We start from the raw sequence: 17,594 nt of genomic DNA on the forward strand, positions 1-17,594 counted from the left end.
CTGACCCCATGCCGAACTCAGAAGTGAAACGCCGTAGCGCCGATGGTAGTGTGGGGTCTCCCCATGCGAGAGTAGGGAACTGCCAGGCATCAAATAAGTGAAGAAGCCCCGAACGAAAGTTCGGGGCTTTTTTACGTCTGCTGATAGCTGTTTAAAGCCGTAGTTAACTGAATTTGCATGAAAATCAGCAAAAAGTTGCACTAAAAACTCCCTGGCAGTCACATTTTGTAATCCAGGAATAGAGACAATTCACGCAACCAGTTAATAGATGCTTTACTGAATCCTTTGGCGTTAATTCTTCGCAAGGAAAAGAGGTAAGCATGACTGACTCACAACAACAAAAAGTGGCACTATCTGAAACGGCAGCCGACAGTAAAAAGCGCATCTGGGCGATTGTTGGTGCTTCTTCCGGCAATTTAGTCGAATGGTTTGATTTCTACGTCTACTCCTTCTTCTCACTCTATTTTGCCCACGTCTTCTTCCCAAGCGGTGATACCACCACCCAATTGCTGCAAACTGCCGGCGTCTTCGCTGCTGGTTTTCTAATGCGTCCGATCGGTGGATGGCTATTTGGCTACATCGCCGATCGTCATGGCCGCAAAGCTTCAATGCTGATCTCAGTGTGCATGATGTGTCTGGGATCATTAGTGATCGCTTGCCTACCGGGCTACGGCGAAATAGGCCTGGCTGCGCCCGTTATTCTGCTGCTGGCGCGTATGTTTCAGGGATTATCGGTTGGTGGGGAATACGGTACCAGTGCCACTTATATGAGCGAAGTAGCACTGGAAGGACGAAAAGGATTTTATGCCTCGTTCCAGTATGTGACGCTCATTGGCGGCCAACTATTGGCGGTGCTGACCGTCGTCGTCTTGCAGCAAATTCTTAGCGATGAAGAACTCCGCAGTTGGGGCTGGCGTATCCCGTTCTTCCTCGGGGCGGCGCTGGCTGTCGTGGCATTGTGGTTGCGTCGTTCGCTCAACGAAACCTCAGAGAAAAAACACCGTGAACACCGTGATGCCGGCAGTATTACAGGATTACTGCGCAATCATACTCGTGCGTTTCTAATGGTGCTGGGCTTTACCGCAGGTGGTTCGCTGAGCTTCTATACCTTCACGACCTACATGCAAAAATATCTGGTGAACACCGCCGGGATGGATGCGCGCAGTGCCAGTGGATTAATGACCGGTTGCTTATTGGTGTTCATGTTGATTCAGCCGATTGTTGGCGCACTGTCAGATAAAATCGGTCGTCGCGCCTCAATGATGATTTTCGGTGCCGGTGCCGCAATCTGCACGGTTCCGATTCTGATCCTGCTGCAAAATGTGCAGAGCAGTTGGCTGGCATTCGCTTTGATCATGTTGGCGCTGATCATCACCAGTTTCTACACCGCGATCAGTGGAATCCTGAAAGCCGAGATGTTCCCGCCAGAAGTCCGGGCGTTGGGCGTTGGGCTTTCCTATGCGGTGGCGAATGCTATTTTTGGTGGTTCGGCAGAATACGTAGCCTTGCTGCTGAAAAGGGAAGGTATTGAAACCAGCTTCTTCTGGTATGTTTCGGCAATGGGCGCTTTAGCATTCCTGGTATCGCTGATGCTGCATCGCAAAGGAAAGGGGATTGCGCTGTAGCTACTGGCTGAGATTCCACAGCGCGATACCGCTGGCGGCACCGGCGACATCCCAGCTAAGATCTTTCCAACTCCAGCCGCTCCCTGCCGAGCGGCTGTCATATAATTCTTTCCCCACACCAAAACTTAACGAAAACAGAAAGCCGAAACGCAAATTCTGCCCGTGGCTGTGATTTTGATGCTGGGAAATTTCGCTACCAGCGGCAGCCAGAACAGCGGAAGAGAAGTAGTGTTGTGCTTTATCTTTGCCGGTCCAGTTATCCTGGGCGACATGCGCACATCCACTACACAGCAAAACCACGCAGAGGATGAGCGCACGCATCGGCTAGAGCAGACGGCTAATCAAACGATCGATGCGGATACGGCGCAGACGACGAATCAGCTTGCGCACCTTCGCTGGATAATCCGAGATACTTTCCAGCTCGCGAAAATGCTGCACCACGGAAGTATGCTCACGAATCAGCGCCAGCTCTTTTTCACGCTGTTCGGCCAATTGATTCAGTGGATCGTGAATTAGCACCGCATTCTCCAGATCCAGTCGCCACGCGCGCGGATTAAGATTATTACCGGTGATCATCATCCATTCGTCATCCACCCAAATGCCTTTCAGGTGATAACTGTTCTCGCCATCTTTCCACAAGCGCACCGTCAGCTGACCGTTATTGACGTAATACTGCAAACGGCTAAGGAAGCGACGCAGGTTGATCTCATAAAGATAAGGCAGCGCGCCGATAATCTTAAACGGCTGTTCTGGCGGGATGTAGAAGTCATTAGCGGTTTTGTCGCCAATGATGATCTCAACCTCTTTGCCCTGACGCAGTAAATGAATCAGGTTACGCACCAGAATAGCTGGCAGGTTGAAATAGGGCGTGCACAACGTCAGCTTGCGCTCGGCGCAAGGCATCAAATGGAAAATGGTTTTATTCAGTAGACTGCGTTTGCCCAGGCCAACCAGCGGCGTGACGGCAAGTGATTCATTATCTGCATTGCCGGTAAACTGATAGTTAAAGCTGCGCAGTTCCTGACGGAATTGACGCGTTTCGTTCTTAATTTCCGGGCTGGAAGGGCGCTCAGTTTTATCGAGGCGGTTAACCGCATCGGATTCCTTGAGATTTTCGCAGATCCACGCATACATGGTATCGGTAAGCTGTGGATTGCGGATCAGCTGATAGCGGTCATAACGGTATTTATCATGCTGATGCAGATAGACATCGTTCAGGCTCGCACCGCTGTAGAGCAGTGTATCATCAATGATAAACCCTTTTAGATGCAGCACGCCGAGCGCTTCACGGGTGTTAACCGGAATGCCGTAAACCGGAATAGCGATATCCGGATGCTGAGCCGCCATTTCGCAATACCAGTCAGCATTGGTCACGCCGCGGGCGGCGCCAATGCGACCACGCTGCGCACGATGCCAGTCAACCAGAATACAGACATCCAGCTCCGGACGTGCCTGACGCGCTGCGTACAGCGCCTGCATTATTCCCCGCCCGCCGTCATCATTTTCAAGATACAGCGCGGTGATACAGATACGCTTTTCTGCTGAAGCAATTTTCGTCAGCAGGGTTTCGCGAAACTCGGCAGGCGAGTAAAGCGTCGTCAGATCCGACACGGATTGTGACAGTTTAGGCAGCTGTGCGAGGTGTTGTTGGTGTTTATTACGTTTAAATTTAGACAACATCACAGTGCACTTCTTCTCTGTTCATTGCATGGCCTTTTGCCATCAAATCATGATCCTAACGGTAAATAATACCATCAACCGGCCTGTAGAGGAGGACTTTTACCTTTCTGTACAGGTTAGCTGATGACATCACCAAGCGGCAAATTCAGGCTGACAATGCCATCATCCAGTTGAATATTCACGCGAAAATTGAGTTTTCGCGCCAGCGTAATCATGCCGCTATTGTTTGGCATGGTGATACCGTTCAATTGTTGCAGGCCATGATCGCGCGTATAGCGAATCATCTTCTCCAACAAGCGCCTGCCCATGCCCAAGCCTTTCAGGTCAGATCGCACCAGCACCGAGAATTCAGCATCGATATTGTCGGCATCGGAGATTGCGCGCGTTACGCCAATGATCTCGTCAACGCCATTGTGCTGGCGTACCGCGACAATCGCCATTTCGCGGTCATAATCGATTTGCGTCATATTCGCCAAATCTTCATGGATAAACTCATTGATTTCACTGAAGTAACGATAGTAGAGATCTTCTTTAGTTACCTGAGCGATAAAGGCGCGCAGCTGCGGTTCATCTTCCGGCAGGATGGGGCGGAACAGGCAATATTGCCCATCTTTCAGCTGCACCTGCTCTTCAAGATGATGTGGATAAGGACGAATCGCCAGGCGCGCTTCGTTATCACCGTTGAAAGGTGCCAGCTGCAGCGTCACATCCAGCAGCGTGAATTCATCGGCCGATGCCAGCAGCGGATGAATATCCAGGCGCTGAATTTCCGGACAATCGACCACCAGGTTGGAAACCTGCACTAACAGCTGGCTCAGCCCGGTGATATCCAGCGGTCGTAACGCGCTACGGCTGCGTACTTTGCCGCTTTTCATTGCCTGAATCACCAGATAGCGCGCCAGTGTCATATTCAGCGGTGGCAAAGCCACGGCAGCTTGCTTGTCTGGCTGCCACTCCACGCCGCCTTCACCCAGCAGGATAATGGGACCAAACAGCGGATCCTGCTCGACCACCACGCGTAACTCCTGTGCCCCGGCGCGGTTCGCCATACACTGCACCAGCAGGCCATCAATATGCGCCTGTGGATGGGTTTCGCGCACACGATCGAAAATGGCTTCAGCCGCTTGTTCCACTTCTGCGGCGCTACGCAGATACAGCATTACGCCTTGTACCTCGGACTTATGCGGAATATCCGGTGAACGTAGCTTGAGCGCTACCGGATAACCAATCTGATCGGCAATGCTGGCAGCAGCGATGCTGTCGCTGGCAATCCAGGTGGGCAGTGTCGCCAGGCCGTAAGCCTGCAACACCGGCTGCACTTCATGGGTATCCAGCGTGGTGATGCCTTTATCCAGCGCTTGTTGAATCAGCTGATGTGCCTGCGAACTGTTCTGCGTCAATCCGATTGGCAGCGCGGGCGTCTCACGCAGTTGCTTCTGGTTGCGGCGATATTCTACCTGATGCATGAACGCGGTGACGGTGCCTTCCGGTGTGCGCCAGGTGGGAATGCCGGCCTGAGTGAAAGCGCGGCGCGCGGCCTGCGAGGAGTATTCGCCGCACCAGTTAGTCAGCAGCGTGACCTGCTTACCACGCGGATGTTTGGCAACCGCAGCGATAATCTGCTCGGCGGTTTCGCTGGATGGCGAAACGGCGCTTGGCGCATGAATGATCATTAGTGCATCGAGTTCATGGCTATCCAGCAGCCGTTCAATACAGGCAACATAGCGCGCGGGTGTCGCGTCATCTTTCAAATCGAGCGGATTGCCGCGCCCAACGCCTTCAGGCAGCAGTGCGGCCAGCGCCTGCAACGTTTCATCACTCAATGTCGCCAGCTTACCGTTGCGTGCATACAGTTCATCCAATGCCAGCGCTGCCGGTGCCGCGCCGTTGCTGATGATCATCAGGCGATCACCGCGCAGTGGACGCATATGGCTCAGCGACTCAACCGCCGTAAACAGCTCGTGCGTATCCTGCACGCGCAGCAAACCGGCGCGCTGAATCGCCGCATCCCAGGCAGCATCCAGTCCGCTGTGGGTGCCGAGCATCGCCTGCGCCTGATGGCTGCGACCACTTTTTATCACCAGAATCGGTTTGTTGCGTGAGGCGCTGCGCGAAGCGGAAACAAAGCGGCGCGCATCGCTGAGGTGTTCGAGGTAGAGCAGAATAGCGCTGGTTTTGCCGTCACGCGCGAGAAAATCCAGTAGATCATCAACGTCGATATCCAGGCTATCGCCTAACGCGATAAACCAGGAGAAACCGAGATTACGCTGCTGCGCCCAATCGAGGATGGTGTTAGAGACCGCTGCGGATTGCGAAATAAAAGCAATGCGACCTTTAGCAATCGGCACCGGCGAGAAGCTGGCATTCAACCCTTGCCACGGCGCCAGCAAACCTAAGCTGTTGGGCCCGAGCAGGCGAATTTGCCACTGACTAGCGCAGGCTTTCAGCTCTTCCAACTGGCTGGACGGCGCCGAGAGAATAATGCAGGCCTTACAGCCTTTTTCACCCAGTTGCTGCAGCAGGTCGAGATTACGTTTGGCGTGGGTACAGATGATGGCGAGATCGGGGGCGAAGGGCAGGCTGGCGATATCGGGCCAAGCCAGCACGCCGCTCACTGCCTTATACTTCGGCGTCACCGGCAAAACCGGACCACTAAATCCACCGGCCAGTAGGTTACGCATCATAAAGTAGCCGGCGCGCCCCGGTGTGATTGATGCACCGATTACCGCTATTGATTTAGGTCGTAACAGCGCTTCCAGTCCGCGTTGGCTCATCATCCGCTCCTGCTATCAAGATTGGCATGATTGTAAACGCTTTTTACCGCGCTTGCCGATTCGCCGATCGCAGGCTGAGAGCCAGCTTCAGATTCCGCTACTTAATGCTTCTTCCAGAGCATGAATCGGATGATGTGGTTTTCCCGCCAGATAAGCATGACGGAAGCGTGCGAAATAGTGCTGTAATTCGGCGGCGGCGGCGAGATCGCCCGCCTGTTCCAGGAGCGCGGCAGCCACTTCGGCGGTGCAGTGCTGGCCTTCGCCGTGGGCTTCGCGCAGCGTGTAGCGCGAAGGCGCAGAAACGTTCAGCGACATCACCGGCAACGCATCCAGCCACGGGCTTTTGCGGAACATCTTGCGCGCTTCAGTCCAGGTGCCGTCGAGCATAATAAACAGCGGCGGCTTACCGGTGAGCGGCGGACTGGTGAGCACTTCACGATCGGCATCGGCGTAAGACGCAGGGAAAACCACCAGCGGCTGATAAAGCTCATTCTTCACCGCTGCCAGCAGCGCGGGATCTGGCTCGGTGCGTGACCAGCCAAATGCCTCGGTGTCCGGCAGAACATCGGCGATTAATCTTCCGGTGTTACTTGGCTTCATCGGCTCGGTATCGAACATCACCAGGCAAAAGCGACTGCGCGCTTGCTGTGGCTGGATGGTGGCGCACAGACAGTTTTTCTGCGGCAGCAGGCAGCGCTGGCAACGTATGACACGATTACCGCGCGCAAGAAACGGGCGCGTGGCGCGCGCTAAACGTTGCGCACGTAAACGCAGAACGGCATTTTCAAACATAGGTTCGCAGGCAGGATAAAAAACGCCAGTGTAATGGAATTAACCGGGAAAGGTAATAAGGAAGGCCAGCACGCGGCTGGCCTTTAGCGGTTTACAGCGATTCGTCGAGCCACTCGTTGAAAGGCGCTTTCGGCATTGCGCCATTCAGCATGTCGACCATCTCGCCGTTCTTGAACAGCATAATCGTAGGGATGCTGCGAATGCGGAAACGCGAGCTCAGCGCAGGTTCGGCTTCGGTATTCACTTTCACGAAGCGCACCTTGCCGCGACGCTCGTCTGCGACATCTTTAAACACCGGTGCGAAGTTAACGCACGGACCGCACCACGGCGCCCAGAAGTCGATCACCACCGGCAGATCGTCTTGCAGATATTTATCCAGCGTGGCGGCCGTCGCGTTGGCGATTTCACCGTTGAACAGCTCACCGCCGCAACGACCGCATTTTGCTCCATCGGCAATGCGCGACTCGGGCACGCGGTTGGTTGCCTGACAGGAGGCACAAACTGTATTCATATTTACCTCAACCCGGACCTGTAAATCTGATGATTGCCGGACATTATGAAAAGGTTGAGTGCTATGCTCAATCTGGATTGCCCAATAGGTTCAATAGTTGATAGCTAAGCACCGACACATCAGGTAATCTTCGCGCTCTCAATGCTGGAGGAACAGATGAACGACGAATTTAAAGGCAAAAGCGGCAAGGTAAAAGTGATGTACGTACGTGATGAGGATGGCGGTCAAAAGCCGAATCCCCGTACCGGCAAAGGCGGCCGTCCTGCTGCGCGCCAGGAAGATAATCGTCGTTCTGGTCCTCGCAGCAGTGCACGTAATAATGAAGAAGGTGGCCGTAGCGGCGCACGCAGCTCGGCACCGCGCGGTGCGAGTAATACCGAACGCGGCCGCAGCTTTGGACGTCGTGACGATCGTGGTGACGACAACCGCAGCTTCGGTGATTCGCCGTGGCGCACCGTTTCTCGTCCACCGGTTGCCGATGACAGCCAACTGGATGAGGCCGCGAACAAGCCGGTGATCGATCCAGAGCAGATTCGCCGTCAGCGTCAGGAAGAGACGCGCGTCTACGGTGAAAATGCCTGTCAGGCGCTGTTCCTGAGCCGTCCGGAAAGCATCGTGCGCGCCTGGTTTATTCAGAGCGTAACGCCGCGTTTCCGCGAAACCCTGCGCTGGCTGGCGGCCAACCGCAAAGCCTATCACGTGGTTGAAGATGCTGAGCTGACCAAAGCTTCAGGTACTGAACATCATGGTGGCGTGTGCTTCATCATTAAAAAACGCATGGGCATGCCGGTTACCGAGTGGCTGACAAAGGCACCGACCAAAGATTGCGTGCTGGCGCTGGAAGATGTCAGCAACCCGCACAACCTTGGCGGCATTATGCGTAGCTGCGCGCACTTCGGTGTGAAAGGTTTGCTGGTGAATGATGCTTCGCTGCTGGAATCGGGTGCGGCAGTACGTACCGCCGAAGGTGGCGCTGAGCACGTACAGGCAATCAGCGGCGAAAGCTTTGCCGATGGCCTGGAAGCGTTCCGTAAAGCGGGTTACACCATCGTTACCACCTCAAGCCACGAAGGCACACCGCTGGCGAAAGCCGAGCTGCCTGCCAAAATGGTGCTGGTGTTGGGTCAGGAGAGCGAAGGTCTGTCAGACAGCGCTTTCCAGCAGGGCGATCTCAGCCTGTCGATTGGCGGCACCGGTAACGTTGAAAGCCTCAACGTGTCCGTGGCGACCGGTATTCTGCTCGCCGAATGGTGGCGTCAGAACGCATAAAAAAACGGGCCGCAAGGCCCGTTTTTGTTTGTATCGCTTAGTGAGCGCCGCCACCGCCGCCACTGCCCGCACCAAATGGTGGACGCGCAAACCACACCAGAACCAGCAAGATCAAGAACACTCCCGCCGATGCCCAGAAGATCTCATTCGCCGAGATAATCAGACCCTGATTAGTAATTTGCTGCGCGATATACGCCGAGGCCTGCTGCTGGGTCATGCCCAGACTTTCCAGCTGGTCATACATCTGCTGTGAATTGACGTTGTATGGATTCACCGACTCCGACAGATAGCTGTGATGCATCGATTCACGGTTACTCCACATAGTGGTGGTGATCGAGGTACCAATGGAACCCGCCAGCGTACGCACGAAGTTCGACAGGCTCGATGCCGCCGCCATACGTTCTGGCGGTAAGCCTGAGAGCGTAATGGTGGTGAGCGGCATAAAGAAGCACGCTACCGCAAAGCCCTGAATAAACTGCGGCCACGCCGATGCACCAAAATCCATTCCCGGCTCAAACGTGTAGGCGCGCCAGTAGAAACAGACGGCATACATGATGAAGCTGAAGGTCACCAGCTTACGCATATCCAGCTTGTGCGCGAAGCGCCCAATGATCGGCGACAGGATTACCGGCAGAATCCCCACCGGCGCCGACGCCAATCCGGCCCAGGTGGCGGTGTAGCCATATACCTCCTGTAACAGCTGCGGCAGTAACACTATCGAGCCGAAGTAGAGCATATAGGCGAGGCTTATCGACAAACAGCCGATGGTGAAGTTGCGCATCTTGAACAACGACAGATCGACTATCGGATGGTCGTCGGTGAGCTCCCACACCAGCAACACCAATAGCGCCACCACGGCGACCACCATCAGCACAATGATTTCGGTGGAGCTAAACCAGTCGAGCTCTTTACCACGATCCAGCATCACCTGCAGCGAGCCAATGCCCACCACCAGCAGCACCAAACCCACCATATCGATCGGGCGGATTTCGGTTTTGGTTTCACGTCCGCGCAGCGTTTGCAGCGTCAGTAACACCACCACCAAACCAATCGGTACGTTGATGAAGAAGATCCAGCCCCAATGATAGTTATCGCTGATCCAGCCGCCCAAAATCGGGCCGCAGATCGGCGCGACAATCACCGTCATCGCCCACAGCGAGAGCGCCACGCTGCGTTTCGCTGGCGGATAGTTGTTCAGCAGCAAACTCTGCGACAGTGGAATCAGCGGACCGGCAACCACGCCCTGAATGATACGGAAGAAGATCAGCATCTCAAGGCTTTCGGACATGCCGCACGCCCAGGACGCCAACACAAACAGGATGGTCGCCCAGGTAAACAGCTTCACTTCACCGATACGCTTCGCCAGCCAACCGGTAATCGGAATCGAGATGGCGTTTGCCACCCCGAAAGAGGTAATTACCCACGTGCCCTGTGAGTTCGAGGCACCGAGGTTACCGGCGATGGTCGGAATCGCCACGTTAGCGATGGTGGAGTCGAGTACCTGCATAAACGTCGCCAGCGACAGGGCGATGGTCATCAGGACTAACGGCGCACCTTCAAGCGGTTTTTGTGCCATAACAGCCTCCCGCGGCGTTAGTCAGCGTTGGCACGAACGATGTCAGTAATAAGCTGGTTAACCGGCGCGAGGTCGATTGCCAACGCATTACTTTCATACGCGGCTTGCGAACGCGCGGCACTGGCCAGCGTGGCGCCATCTTTGTTCTGCGTGTCCACTTTTACCAGCGTGGAAAGGCCGATACGCAGCGGATGTTCCGCCACTTGTTTTGGATCCAGCTCGATACGCACTGGCAGACGCTGAACCACTTTGATCCAGTTACCGGTGGCGTTCTGTGCAGGCAGCAGCGAGAAGGCGCTGCCGGTACCCATATCCAGACCTACCACTTTGCCGTGATACTCCACGTCATCGCCGTAGATATCGCTGATCACCGTGGCCGATTGACCGATACGCACACCGGCAAGCTGCGTCTCTTTGAAGTTCGCATCGATCCACAGGTTAGTTGACGGCACCACCGCCAGCAGCGGCGTGGTAGTGGAGATTTGCGAACCCACCTGCACGCTACGACGTGAAATGAAGCCATCAATTGGGCTACGAATCTCGGTACGCTGCAGCGCCAGCCAGGCATCGCGCAATTCAGCCGCACTCTGCTGTACCGCCGGCTGGTTTTCCAGCGCGGTATTCAGAATCATCGCCTGATTAGCGTTGTATTGCTGCACTGCCACATCCAGCTGTGCTTTGGCGGTTGCCACGGCATCACGCGAGTGTTGCAGTTCTTCGCGACCAATCAGATTAGACGCGCCCAGCGGCTCGCGGCGTTTCAGGTCAGCTTCGGCCTGTTCTAACGCGGTTTGCTGCAACTTGATGGTGGCTTGATACTGCTTGCCATTGATCATCAGCTGGTGGGTTTGACGCACGCTGGTGGCCAAAGCGGTCTGAGCTTTCTCAAACGCCTGCTCGGCATCGGTTTTATCCAGCGACACCAGAACATCGCCTTTCTTCACCACGTCGGTGTTATCAAACCACACTTTGTTTACGCTGCCGGAAACCTGCGCCATCACCTGCACCTGGTTACCTGCCACATAGGCATCATCGGTTTCCTGGAAGTGACGCAGCACCAAATACCAGTAAGCCAGATACGAAACACCAATAATTACAAACACGATAGCCAGCAGGATCAGCACACCTTTGCGCTTCTTCTTTTTATTCGCTGGCTGTTGCGGGCTTTGAGCTTCCGCTGTCGCACTCATGTCGTTCTCCACGTTTTCCATTTAGTCGGGATGTGCTGATCCTTCAACACGGTTGCCCGAGTCGAAAAAGCCAGCGCTTGAGCGCTGGCCGGACAAAAGGGGATTAAAATAGCGATTTCGGAAGGTGATTGTGTCGCACTTCTTGCTATTAGCGCGACAGGGAAGCGATAACCTGATCTTCGTCCATTTTATCGAGACGGTTAAGTAACTTACGGGTAATCGATTCCAGCTGATCCTGCTCGTTAGTGGAGAGCGAAGACCACAAGTATTGCAGGCTCTGATGCTGCGGTGGCAGCAGCTGACGCAGGAACTCATTACCTTTTTCGGTCAAATGCAGATGCAGGCAGCGACGATCGTTCTCGCTTTCACGGCGTTCGATCCAGCCGCGCTTCTCCAGCTCATCGGCGATACGCGTGGCGTTGGTGCGTGAAGAGCCGAGAGCAGAACTCAGTTCTGAAGGCTGAATGCTCTGATTTTCCTGCGCATCAAGGGTAATCAGCGCCATGAATAAGGTCTCGTTAATTCCCTGCGCCTTCAACATTTTGTTGCGATTATCCAGCAGTTTTCCCTGCATATGCATGCACAAGCGGGTCAGAATGATCTCCTGCAGCGGAAAATCTTTATGGCGGTTAGCACGGATGTTTAGCATCTGTTCAATGGGAGTAAACGAACTTTCCATTTTAAAAAAACCTCTTAGTTGCAACTGGTATAGTAATGATGGTGACAGATTAAGCGTAGTCACAATTTCCGCAGGTGATTGTTAGTACGATCACATTGTCAACATCTGACATTCCAGGTTGTTCCTTAACCCAGGGCATTTCGCCCTGACATCCCGCCTGATCATGCAGGCAGCCGATGTCATCAATTGATCCCGGGAAACCTTTTTACTGATAAATAATTTCGCGAGAAAAAATAACTCTGGTGAATAACTGCGCTGCTAACCATAACAAAGCCAATCATCAATGAACAGTATCGCTCAGCGGTTTGGTCTCATCTTTACGATTTCTAAACACTTTTAGCTCGCAGCTTGTCCACTAAAATCAAGGTGTTGATTAACATGCTCTTAACAACGCTCGCGCGAACGCGATACCAGCAAAAATGATGGAATTCGATCGCTAATCAGGAAGCATTCATTGCGCGAGGAGAAGAGAGATAATCATTTGTGGGTAATAGTAACCGAAAAAATTATTTCAATGGTGTGTTAATTAACAGGACGTACCAGTGCGCTATAGCGCACGCTTCGCTTATCGGGGGATGAGAAAGGGTAAGGAAGAAACTTACCGTAGCGGCGCAATTTATTGCGCTGAGTGATTTTAGTGCATTTATCGCAAGAAAAACGGCGCGATAAATCGCGCCGCCACAATACCAACGCTAATGTAAATCGCGTTACTTCGCTGCCGCCAGTGCGTCCTGAATCCACTTATCGAATTCCGCCTGGTGACCTTTGATCCAGCCATCAACGTGGCCATTGATATCGGCTTCAGAAGCGTGGCCCGCATGCATCGCTGCATTTTCGGCGTTGATGTCGCCAATTGGCAGCTTCATCTCAGCAAACAGTTTTGCCGCTGCCGGATTTTTCTCGGTCCAGGCTTTGTTGGCGACAATGTGCATGGTGTTCACCGGGAAACCGTAGTTAGCACCGTTCGCCAGCTTGGTGTCGACTTTGCTCTGCTCGCCTGGCAGTGAAGAGAACGGCACCTGCAGCCATACCACATCTTTACCCGGCTTCAGCACATCGCTGACCCAATACGGTGTCCAGGTGTAATAGAACACCGGTTTGCCCTGCTTAAAGCGCGTGATGGTATCGGCGATCATCGCTGAGTAGTTGCCCTGATTGTGCTCTACGGTATTGCTTAGCTTGTAGGCATCAATCTGGTGATTAATCACCGCTTCACAGCCCCAGCCTGGCGTACAGCCGGTCAAATCCGCTTTGCCATCGCCATTGGTATCAAACAGCTTGGCGATTTTTGGATCTTTTAGCTGCTCGATATTGGTGATGTGATACTGCTCGGCGGTTTTCTTATCGATCAGGTAACCCTGCGCAGCGCCACCGACATAAGTGCCCTGACGATAAAACTTGGCATCGCCGCCCGCTGCTTTATACATATCGTCGTGCAGCGGTTTCCAGTTAGTGGCAATAAAGGTGGCATCACCGGCTGCGATAGTGGTGTATGCCACGTTGTAATCAATCTCGCTTGGCTTCTCGACGGTATAGCCGAGTTTCTCCAGCGCGCGGCTCACCAGCAGCGTCTGGAAGGTCTCTTCAGAGATGGTGCTTTGAGTCGGTTTAACGGTGATGCCTTTACCGGGCAGGTCGGCGGCGGACACGTGCGTCGCGGCGAACGTCGTCAGGACGGCAGCGATGAGAGCTGTCTTGCGCATAGTCATTCCTTATTTTACGTGTTACGTCGGAGACGGGCGGCCGCAGCGGACCGCCCATTGAAATCAGGCTTTTTTACTGAAAGGGCGCATCAGAAGACCGAGCGGGCCAGTGCTGTACCAGTGGCGGCTGCCACGGCTGCGGCTGTCGCGCCCCATCGACTGGGTCAAGCGATCGAGGATGATAGCGAGAATCACGATGCCCACGCCGCCGACGGTGGCGAGGCCCATATCCAGGCGACCAATGCCGCGCAGCACCATCTGACCGAGACCGCCAACCGCGATCATCGAGGCGATGACCACCATCGAGAGCGCCAGCATCAGCGTCTGGTTTACGCCGGCCATGATGGTCGGCATCGCCAGCGGCAGCTGCACTTTAAACAGCATCTGACGCGGGCTGGCACCGAAGGATTCACTCGCTTCAATCAGATCGGCCGGCACCTGCTTAATGCCAAGAATGGTGAGGCGCACAATCGGTGGCAGCGCAAAGATAATGGTCACCACCACGCCCGGCACGTTGCCGATACCAAACAGCATCACGATCGGCACCAGATAAACGAAGGCGGGCGTGGTCTGCATCGCATCCAGCAGCGGACGAATAATGCGCGCGGCACGTTCGCTGCGCGCCAGCCAGATGCCGAGCGGCAAGCCGATAATGATGCAGAACAGCAGGGCGGTCAGTACCAGCGCCAGCGTTACCATCGCCTGCGACCAGGCACCAATTGCGCCGATGGCAATCAGCGAGAGCAGCGTGGCAATGCCCATCGCCGGGCTGGCAATCTGCCAGGCGATCAGCGCAAACACCACAATCGCCACCGGCGCGGGCATGCCGAGCAGTAACTGCTGGAACGCGCTGAGGATGTAATCCACCGGCACGCGAATCCCCTGAAACACCGGACGGAAATGGCTGACCACCCAATCGATGCCTTCGGTTACCCAGCTATCGAGTGGAATCCAGGTTTTATGGAACGGATCCATGATGTTGAAATGTTCTGGCGCGGGAGCGGGCGCGCTGCTCAGCCAGTCGCTGCTGCTGGCAGCATTGCTGGCGGCATCGTGGCCACCGCTGCTGGCGGCGGAGGGATCGCCCCATGCATCGGCACTGCCGGAGCTGCTATCCGCAGGTGCGGCACTGCCGCTCGCCCAGGGATCGCTGCTGCTGGCAGCGGCGCTATTATCGGTTGTGGCAGGTTGCTGGGTGGTTTGGCTGGCGCTTTCCCACGGATTAGCTGTTTGTTCACTCATGATTAGGCTCCTTCACGGTCTAAAGCACGCAACAACATGCTTTTCGAAATGATACCGACGTACTGATTCTCCTCGCTGACCACCGGCACCGCGCAGGGCGCTTGTGCCACATGCGATAGCAGATCATTCAGGGAGGTATCGGCAGGAACCGCTAACGGCGTGTCGAGCAGCGCGCTATCCAGCCCTTCACCGGCCGCCAGCGCGGCTTTAAGTGAATCGGTGGAGACCACACCAACAAACTTCTGTTTCTCCAGCACATAGCCATATTCACGATCTTCATCCTGCAGCAGCTTGATGGCGGATCGCGGACCAAAACCGGCGGCTTTACGGATGAGTGAACCTGCGCTGCGACGCGCAATATCTTTGGCGCTAAACACGTGACTGATATCGACGCCACGGAAGAAGGTGCGTACATAATCGTTGGCAGGATTATTGAGGATTTCATCCGGCGTGCCGACCTGCACCACTTCGCCGCCCTGCATAATGGCAATGCGGTCGCCAATGCGCATCGCTTCATCGAGGTCATGAGAAATAAATACGATGGTACGCTGATGTTTCGCCTGCAGTTTTACCAGTTCATCCTGCATTTCGGTACGAATCAGCGGATCAAGTGCTGAGAAGGCTTCATCCATTAATAAAATATCAGGATTAATCGCCAATGCGCGGGCTAATCCAACGCGTTGACGCATGCCGCCAGAAAGTTCATCGGGATAAGAGTGAGCGTAATTATCCAGACCAACCTGACGCAATGCTTCCAGCGCTTTTTCCTGACGTTCCGCCAAAGCGACGCCGGCTAATTCCATGCCAAAAGCAGCGTTATTTAGCACCGTCATATGCGGCATTAATGCGAAGGATTGGAATACCATGCTGATCTTATTTCTGCGTACTTCACGCAGTTCCGATTCCGATATTTTGGCAATATCGACACCGTCTATGATTACCTGGCCGCGAGTGGGCTCGATCAGACGATTGAGAAGGCGAACCATGGTGGACTTACCTGAACCTGAAAGCCCCATGATGACGAAGATCTCGCCTTCTTCAATGGCCAGACTGGCATTTTTGACGCCAACAGAGAGACCGGTTTTTGCCAGAATACTCTCTTTGCTTTCGCCTTTATCGATCAGCTTAAATGCCTTTTCGGGATTATCCCCAAATACCTTATATAAATTCTTTACTTCGAGTTTAATTGCCATGCAGTAATTAATTTCCCGGTTAAATGTTTAACTATTTCTTGTTGTGGTCCTGATTAAATTTAAGCGCCCTATACCCTAGCATAGTGAAATTATCTGACAACCCTGAATGGCGATATTCGGTGGCGCGCGCGGCGGTCAATGGCTAAAATCGCCAGTGCTCACAAGGGATGCGCGTGGATTAATTTTTTATGAAGGAGAGTGGGGTTTATCACTATTTCACAGCGGAAATGGCGTCAATGGCGTGAAAAAGATGTTGTGAGGGAAAATAGAGAAGGGCGGTTTAGGAATATTTAAATATCAATTATGACGAGGCGATGGGAATAAATTTGGAATCCAGGTCGCCATAAATGGCGACCCTACGACGTAGGGTGCGCATTAATGCGCACCGGGTTTTAATGTTAAAAGTTCCAGTCTTCGTCTTCGGTTTCTACGGCTTTGCCCATGACATAGGAAGAGCCTGAACCCGAGAAGAAGTCGTGGTTTTCATCGGCGTTAGGCGACAGCGCGGACAAGATCGCCGGGTTCACTGCGGTCAGTTCCGCCGGGAACAGCGCTTCGTAGCCGAGGTTCATCAATGCTTTATTGGCGTTGTAGTGCAGGAAGGTTTTCACCTCTTCCGCCCAGCCGACTTCGCCGTACAGCGCTTCGGTATACACCACTTCGTTTTCGTACAGCGCCAGCAGCAAATCAATCGCGAACTGTTGCAACTCTTCACGGCGACCAGCATCAACATTTTCCAGCGCTTTTTGGTACTTATAGCCGATGTAGTAACCGTGAACCGCTTCGTCACGAATGATCAGACGAATCAGGTCAGCGGTGTTGGTCAGCTTGCCACGGCTTGACCAATACATCGGCAGCCAAAAACCGGAGTAGAACAGGAACGATTCAAGGAACACGCTGGCGATTTTCTTCTTCAGCGGATCCTCGGCGCGATAGTGCTCCAGCACAATCTTCGCCTTGTTTTGCAGCGCTTCATTCTCTTCACTCCAGCGATACGCCGCATCGACATCTGCGGTGTTACACAGCGTGGAGAAAATCGAACTGTACGAACGCGCATGCACCGCTTCCATAAAGGAGACGTTCGACAGCACGGCTTCCTCATGCGGCGTAATCGCATCTTCCATCAGACCCGGCGCACCAATCACGTTCTGAATGGTGTCGAGCAGCGTCAAACCGGTAAACACCCGAATGGTCAGCTGCTGTTGCTGGTGGTCCAGCGACTGCCACGCCGGCAGATCGTTGGAGAGCGGCACTTTTTCCGGCAGCCAGAAGTTGCTGGTAAGTCGGTTCCACACCTCGAGGTCTTTCTCGTCCTGGATGCGGTTCCAGTTAATCGCTTGAATTTGTTTTAGTTGCATAG

The 17,594-nt window shown here is 54.1% G+C and carries 14 protein-coding genes and 1 rRNA gene; 3 read left to right on the forward strand and 12 right to left on the reverse strand.

All coding sequences use genetic code 11. From position 1 onward, the window contains the following. Both rrf and BM323_RS08890 read left to right on the forward strand, forming a co-directional pair. Positions 1-88 (forward strand): 5S ribosomal RNA (rrf, locus tag BM323_RS08885); the annotation flags it as partial. 232 nt (positions 89-320) lie between these two features. Continuing rightward, a complete protein-coding gene (locus tag BM323_RS08890) occupies positions 321-1,625 on the forward strand; it encodes an MFS family transporter (protein ID WP_008101659.1) in 1,305 nt (434 codons plus the stop codon). On the opposite strand, the gene BM323_RS08895 is transcribed toward BM323_RS08890, so the two are convergent. The 5 genes from BM323_RS08895 to trxC form a co-directional block, all read right to left on the reverse strand. Beyond that, positions 1,626-1,946, reverse strand: a complete 321-nt coding sequence (locus BM323_RS08895; protein ID WP_008101657.1) for a YfiM family lipoprotein — start codon at positions 1,944-1,946, stop codon at positions 1,626-1,628. A gap of 3 nt (positions 1,947-1,949) precedes the next feature. Beyond that, positions 1,950-3,305: a CDP-diacylglycerol--serine O-phosphatidyltransferase gene (gene pssA, locus BM323_RS08900; RefSeq protein ID WP_008101655.1), complete on the reverse strand. Its 1,356-nt coding sequence runs from the start codon at positions 3,303-3,305 to the stop codon at positions 1,950-1,952. 116 nt (positions 3,306-3,421) lie between these two features. Then, a complete protein-coding gene (locus BM323_RS08905) occupies positions 3,422-6,079 on the reverse strand; it encodes a bifunctional acetate--CoA ligase family protein/GNAT family N-acetyltransferase (RefSeq protein WP_008101652.1) in 2,658 nt (885 codons plus the stop codon). 87 nt (positions 6,080-6,166) lie between these two features. Beyond that, positions 6,167-6,871 (reverse strand): tRNA-uridine aminocarboxypropyltransferase, encoded by a 705-nt coding sequence (locus BM323_RS08910; RefSeq protein WP_008101650.1) that lies wholly within the window; start codon positions 6,869-6,871, stop codon positions 6,167-6,169. A 91-nt stretch (positions 6,872-6,962) separates the two neighbouring features. Then, on the reverse strand, positions 6,963-7,382 hold the full coding sequence (trxC, locus tag BM323_RS08915) for a thioredoxin TrxC (RefSeq protein ID WP_008101648.1): 420 nt from the start codon (positions 7,380-7,382) through the stop codon (positions 6,963-6,965). A gap of 156 nt (positions 7,383-7,538) precedes the next feature. Between trxC and BM323_RS08920 the strand changes: the two genes are divergently transcribed. Further along, positions 7,539-8,651 carry a tRNA/rRNA methyltransferase gene (locus tag BM323_RS08920; protein ID WP_008101646.1) on the forward strand — a complete coding sequence of 371 codons (1,113 nt, stop codon included), beginning with the start codon at positions 7,539-7,541 and terminating at the stop codon, positions 8,649-8,651. Positions 8,652-8,688: 37 nt separating this feature from the next. Here BM323_RS08920 and emrB read toward each other — a convergent pair whose 3' ends face one another. The 7 genes from emrB to nrdF form a co-directional block, all read right to left on the reverse strand. Continuing rightward, positions 8,689-10,227, reverse strand: a complete 1,539-nt coding sequence (gene emrB / locus BM323_RS08925) for a multidrug efflux MFS transporter permease subunit EmrB (protein ID WP_008101642.1) — start codon at positions 10,225-10,227, stop codon at positions 8,689-8,691. A gap of 17 nt (positions 10,228-10,244) precedes the next feature. Next, positions 10,245-11,417, reverse strand: a complete 1,173-nt coding sequence (gene emrA, locus BM323_RS08930; RefSeq protein ID WP_008101640.1) for a multidrug efflux MFS transporter periplasmic adaptor subunit EmrA — start codon at positions 11,415-11,417, stop codon at positions 10,245-10,247. A gap of 148 nt (positions 11,418-11,565) precedes the next feature. Continuing rightward, positions 11,566-12,096 (reverse strand): transcriptional repressor MprA, encoded by a 531-nt coding sequence (gene mprA, locus BM323_RS08935; protein ID WP_008101638.1) that lies wholly within the window; start codon positions 12,094-12,096, stop codon positions 11,566-11,568. Between the two features lie 707 nt (positions 12,097-12,803). Then, a complete protein-coding gene (gene proX, locus BM323_RS08940) occupies positions 12,804-13,799 on the reverse strand; it encodes a glycine betaine/L-proline ABC transporter substrate-binding protein ProX (protein ID WP_008101636.1) in 996 nt (331 codons plus the stop codon). Between the two features lie 63 nt (positions 13,800-13,862). Continuing rightward, entirely contained in the window at positions 13,863-15,041 is a 1,179-nt protein-coding gene (proW, locus tag BM323_RS08945) for a glycine betaine/L-proline ABC transporter permease ProW (RefSeq protein ID WP_008101634.1), read from the reverse strand. A gap of 2 nt (positions 15,042-15,043) precedes the next feature. Beyond that, complete coding sequence (proV, locus tag BM323_RS08950; protein WP_008101632.1) at positions 15,044-16,234, reverse strand: glycine betaine/L-proline ABC transporter ATP-binding protein ProV; 1,191 nt, start codon at positions 16,232-16,234, stop codon at positions 15,044-15,046. 398 nt (positions 16,235-16,632) lie between these two features. After that, positions 16,633-17,592 (reverse strand): class 1b ribonucleoside-diphosphate reductase subunit beta, encoded by a 960-nt coding sequence (gene nrdF, locus BM323_RS08955; protein ID WP_036647504.1) that lies wholly within the window; start codon positions 17,590-17,592, stop codon positions 16,633-16,635. Positions 17,593-17,594: the final 2 nt, after the last annotated feature.

This window comes from Pantoea sp. YR525 (assembly GCF_900116775.1).
Classification (GTDB): Bacteria; Pseudomonadota; Gammaproteobacteria; order Enterobacterales; family Enterobacteriaceae; genus Pantoea; species Pantoea symbiotica.

Bases quoted from the DNA above. Each gene is read 5' to 3' on its own strand.
- BM323_RS08890 (WP_008101659.1), top strand. From the start codon at position 321: ATGACTGACTCACAACAACAAAAAGTGGCACTATCTGAAACGGCAGCC.
- mprA (WP_008101638.1), bottom strand. From the start codon at position 12,096: ATGGAAAGTTCGTTTACTCCCATTGAACAGATGCTAAACATCCGTGCT.
- nrdF (WP_036647504.1), bottom strand. From the start codon at position 17,592: ATGCAACTAAAACAAATTCAAGCGATTAACTGGAACCGCATCCAGGAC.
- trxC (WP_008101648.1), bottom strand. From the start codon at position 7,382: ATGAATACAGTTTGTGCCTCCTGTCAGGCAACCAACCGCGTGCCCGAG.
- BM323_RS08910 (WP_008101650.1), bottom strand. From the start codon at position 6,871: ATGTTTGAAAATGCCGTTCTGCGTTTACGTGCGCAACGTTTAGCGCGC.
- proV (WP_008101632.1), bottom strand. From the start codon at position 16,234: ATGGCAATTAAACTCGAAGTAAAGAATTTATATAAGGTATTTGGGGAT.
- pssA (WP_008101655.1), bottom strand. From the start codon at position 3,305: ATGTTGTCTAAATTTAAACGTAATAAACACCAACAACACCTCGCACAG.
- BM323_RS08895 (WP_008101657.1), bottom strand. From the start codon at position 1,946: ATGCGTGCGCTCATCCTCTGCGTGGTTTTGCTGTGTAGTGGATGTGCG.
- proW (WP_008101634.1), bottom strand. From the start codon at position 15,041: ATGAGTGAACAAACAGCTAATCCGTGGGAAAGCGCCAGCCAAACCACC.
- proX (WP_008101636.1), bottom strand. From the start codon at position 13,799: ATGCGCAAGACAGCTCTCATCGCTGCCGTCCTGACGACGTTCGCCGCG.
- BM323_RS08905 (WP_008101652.1), bottom strand. From the start codon at position 6,079: ATGAGCCAACGCGGACTGGAAGCGCTGTTACGACCTAAATCAATAGCG.
- emrB (WP_008101642.1), bottom strand. From the start codon at position 10,227: ATGGCACAAAAACCGCTTGAAGGTGCGCCGTTAGTCCTGATGACCATC.
- emrA (WP_008101640.1), bottom strand. From the start codon at position 11,417: ATGAGTGCGACAGCGGAAGCTCAAAGCCCGCAACAGCCAGCGAATAAA.
- BM323_RS08920 (WP_008101646.1), top strand. From the start codon at position 7,539: ATGAACGACGAATTTAAAGGCAAAAGCGGCAAGGTAAAAGTGATGTAC.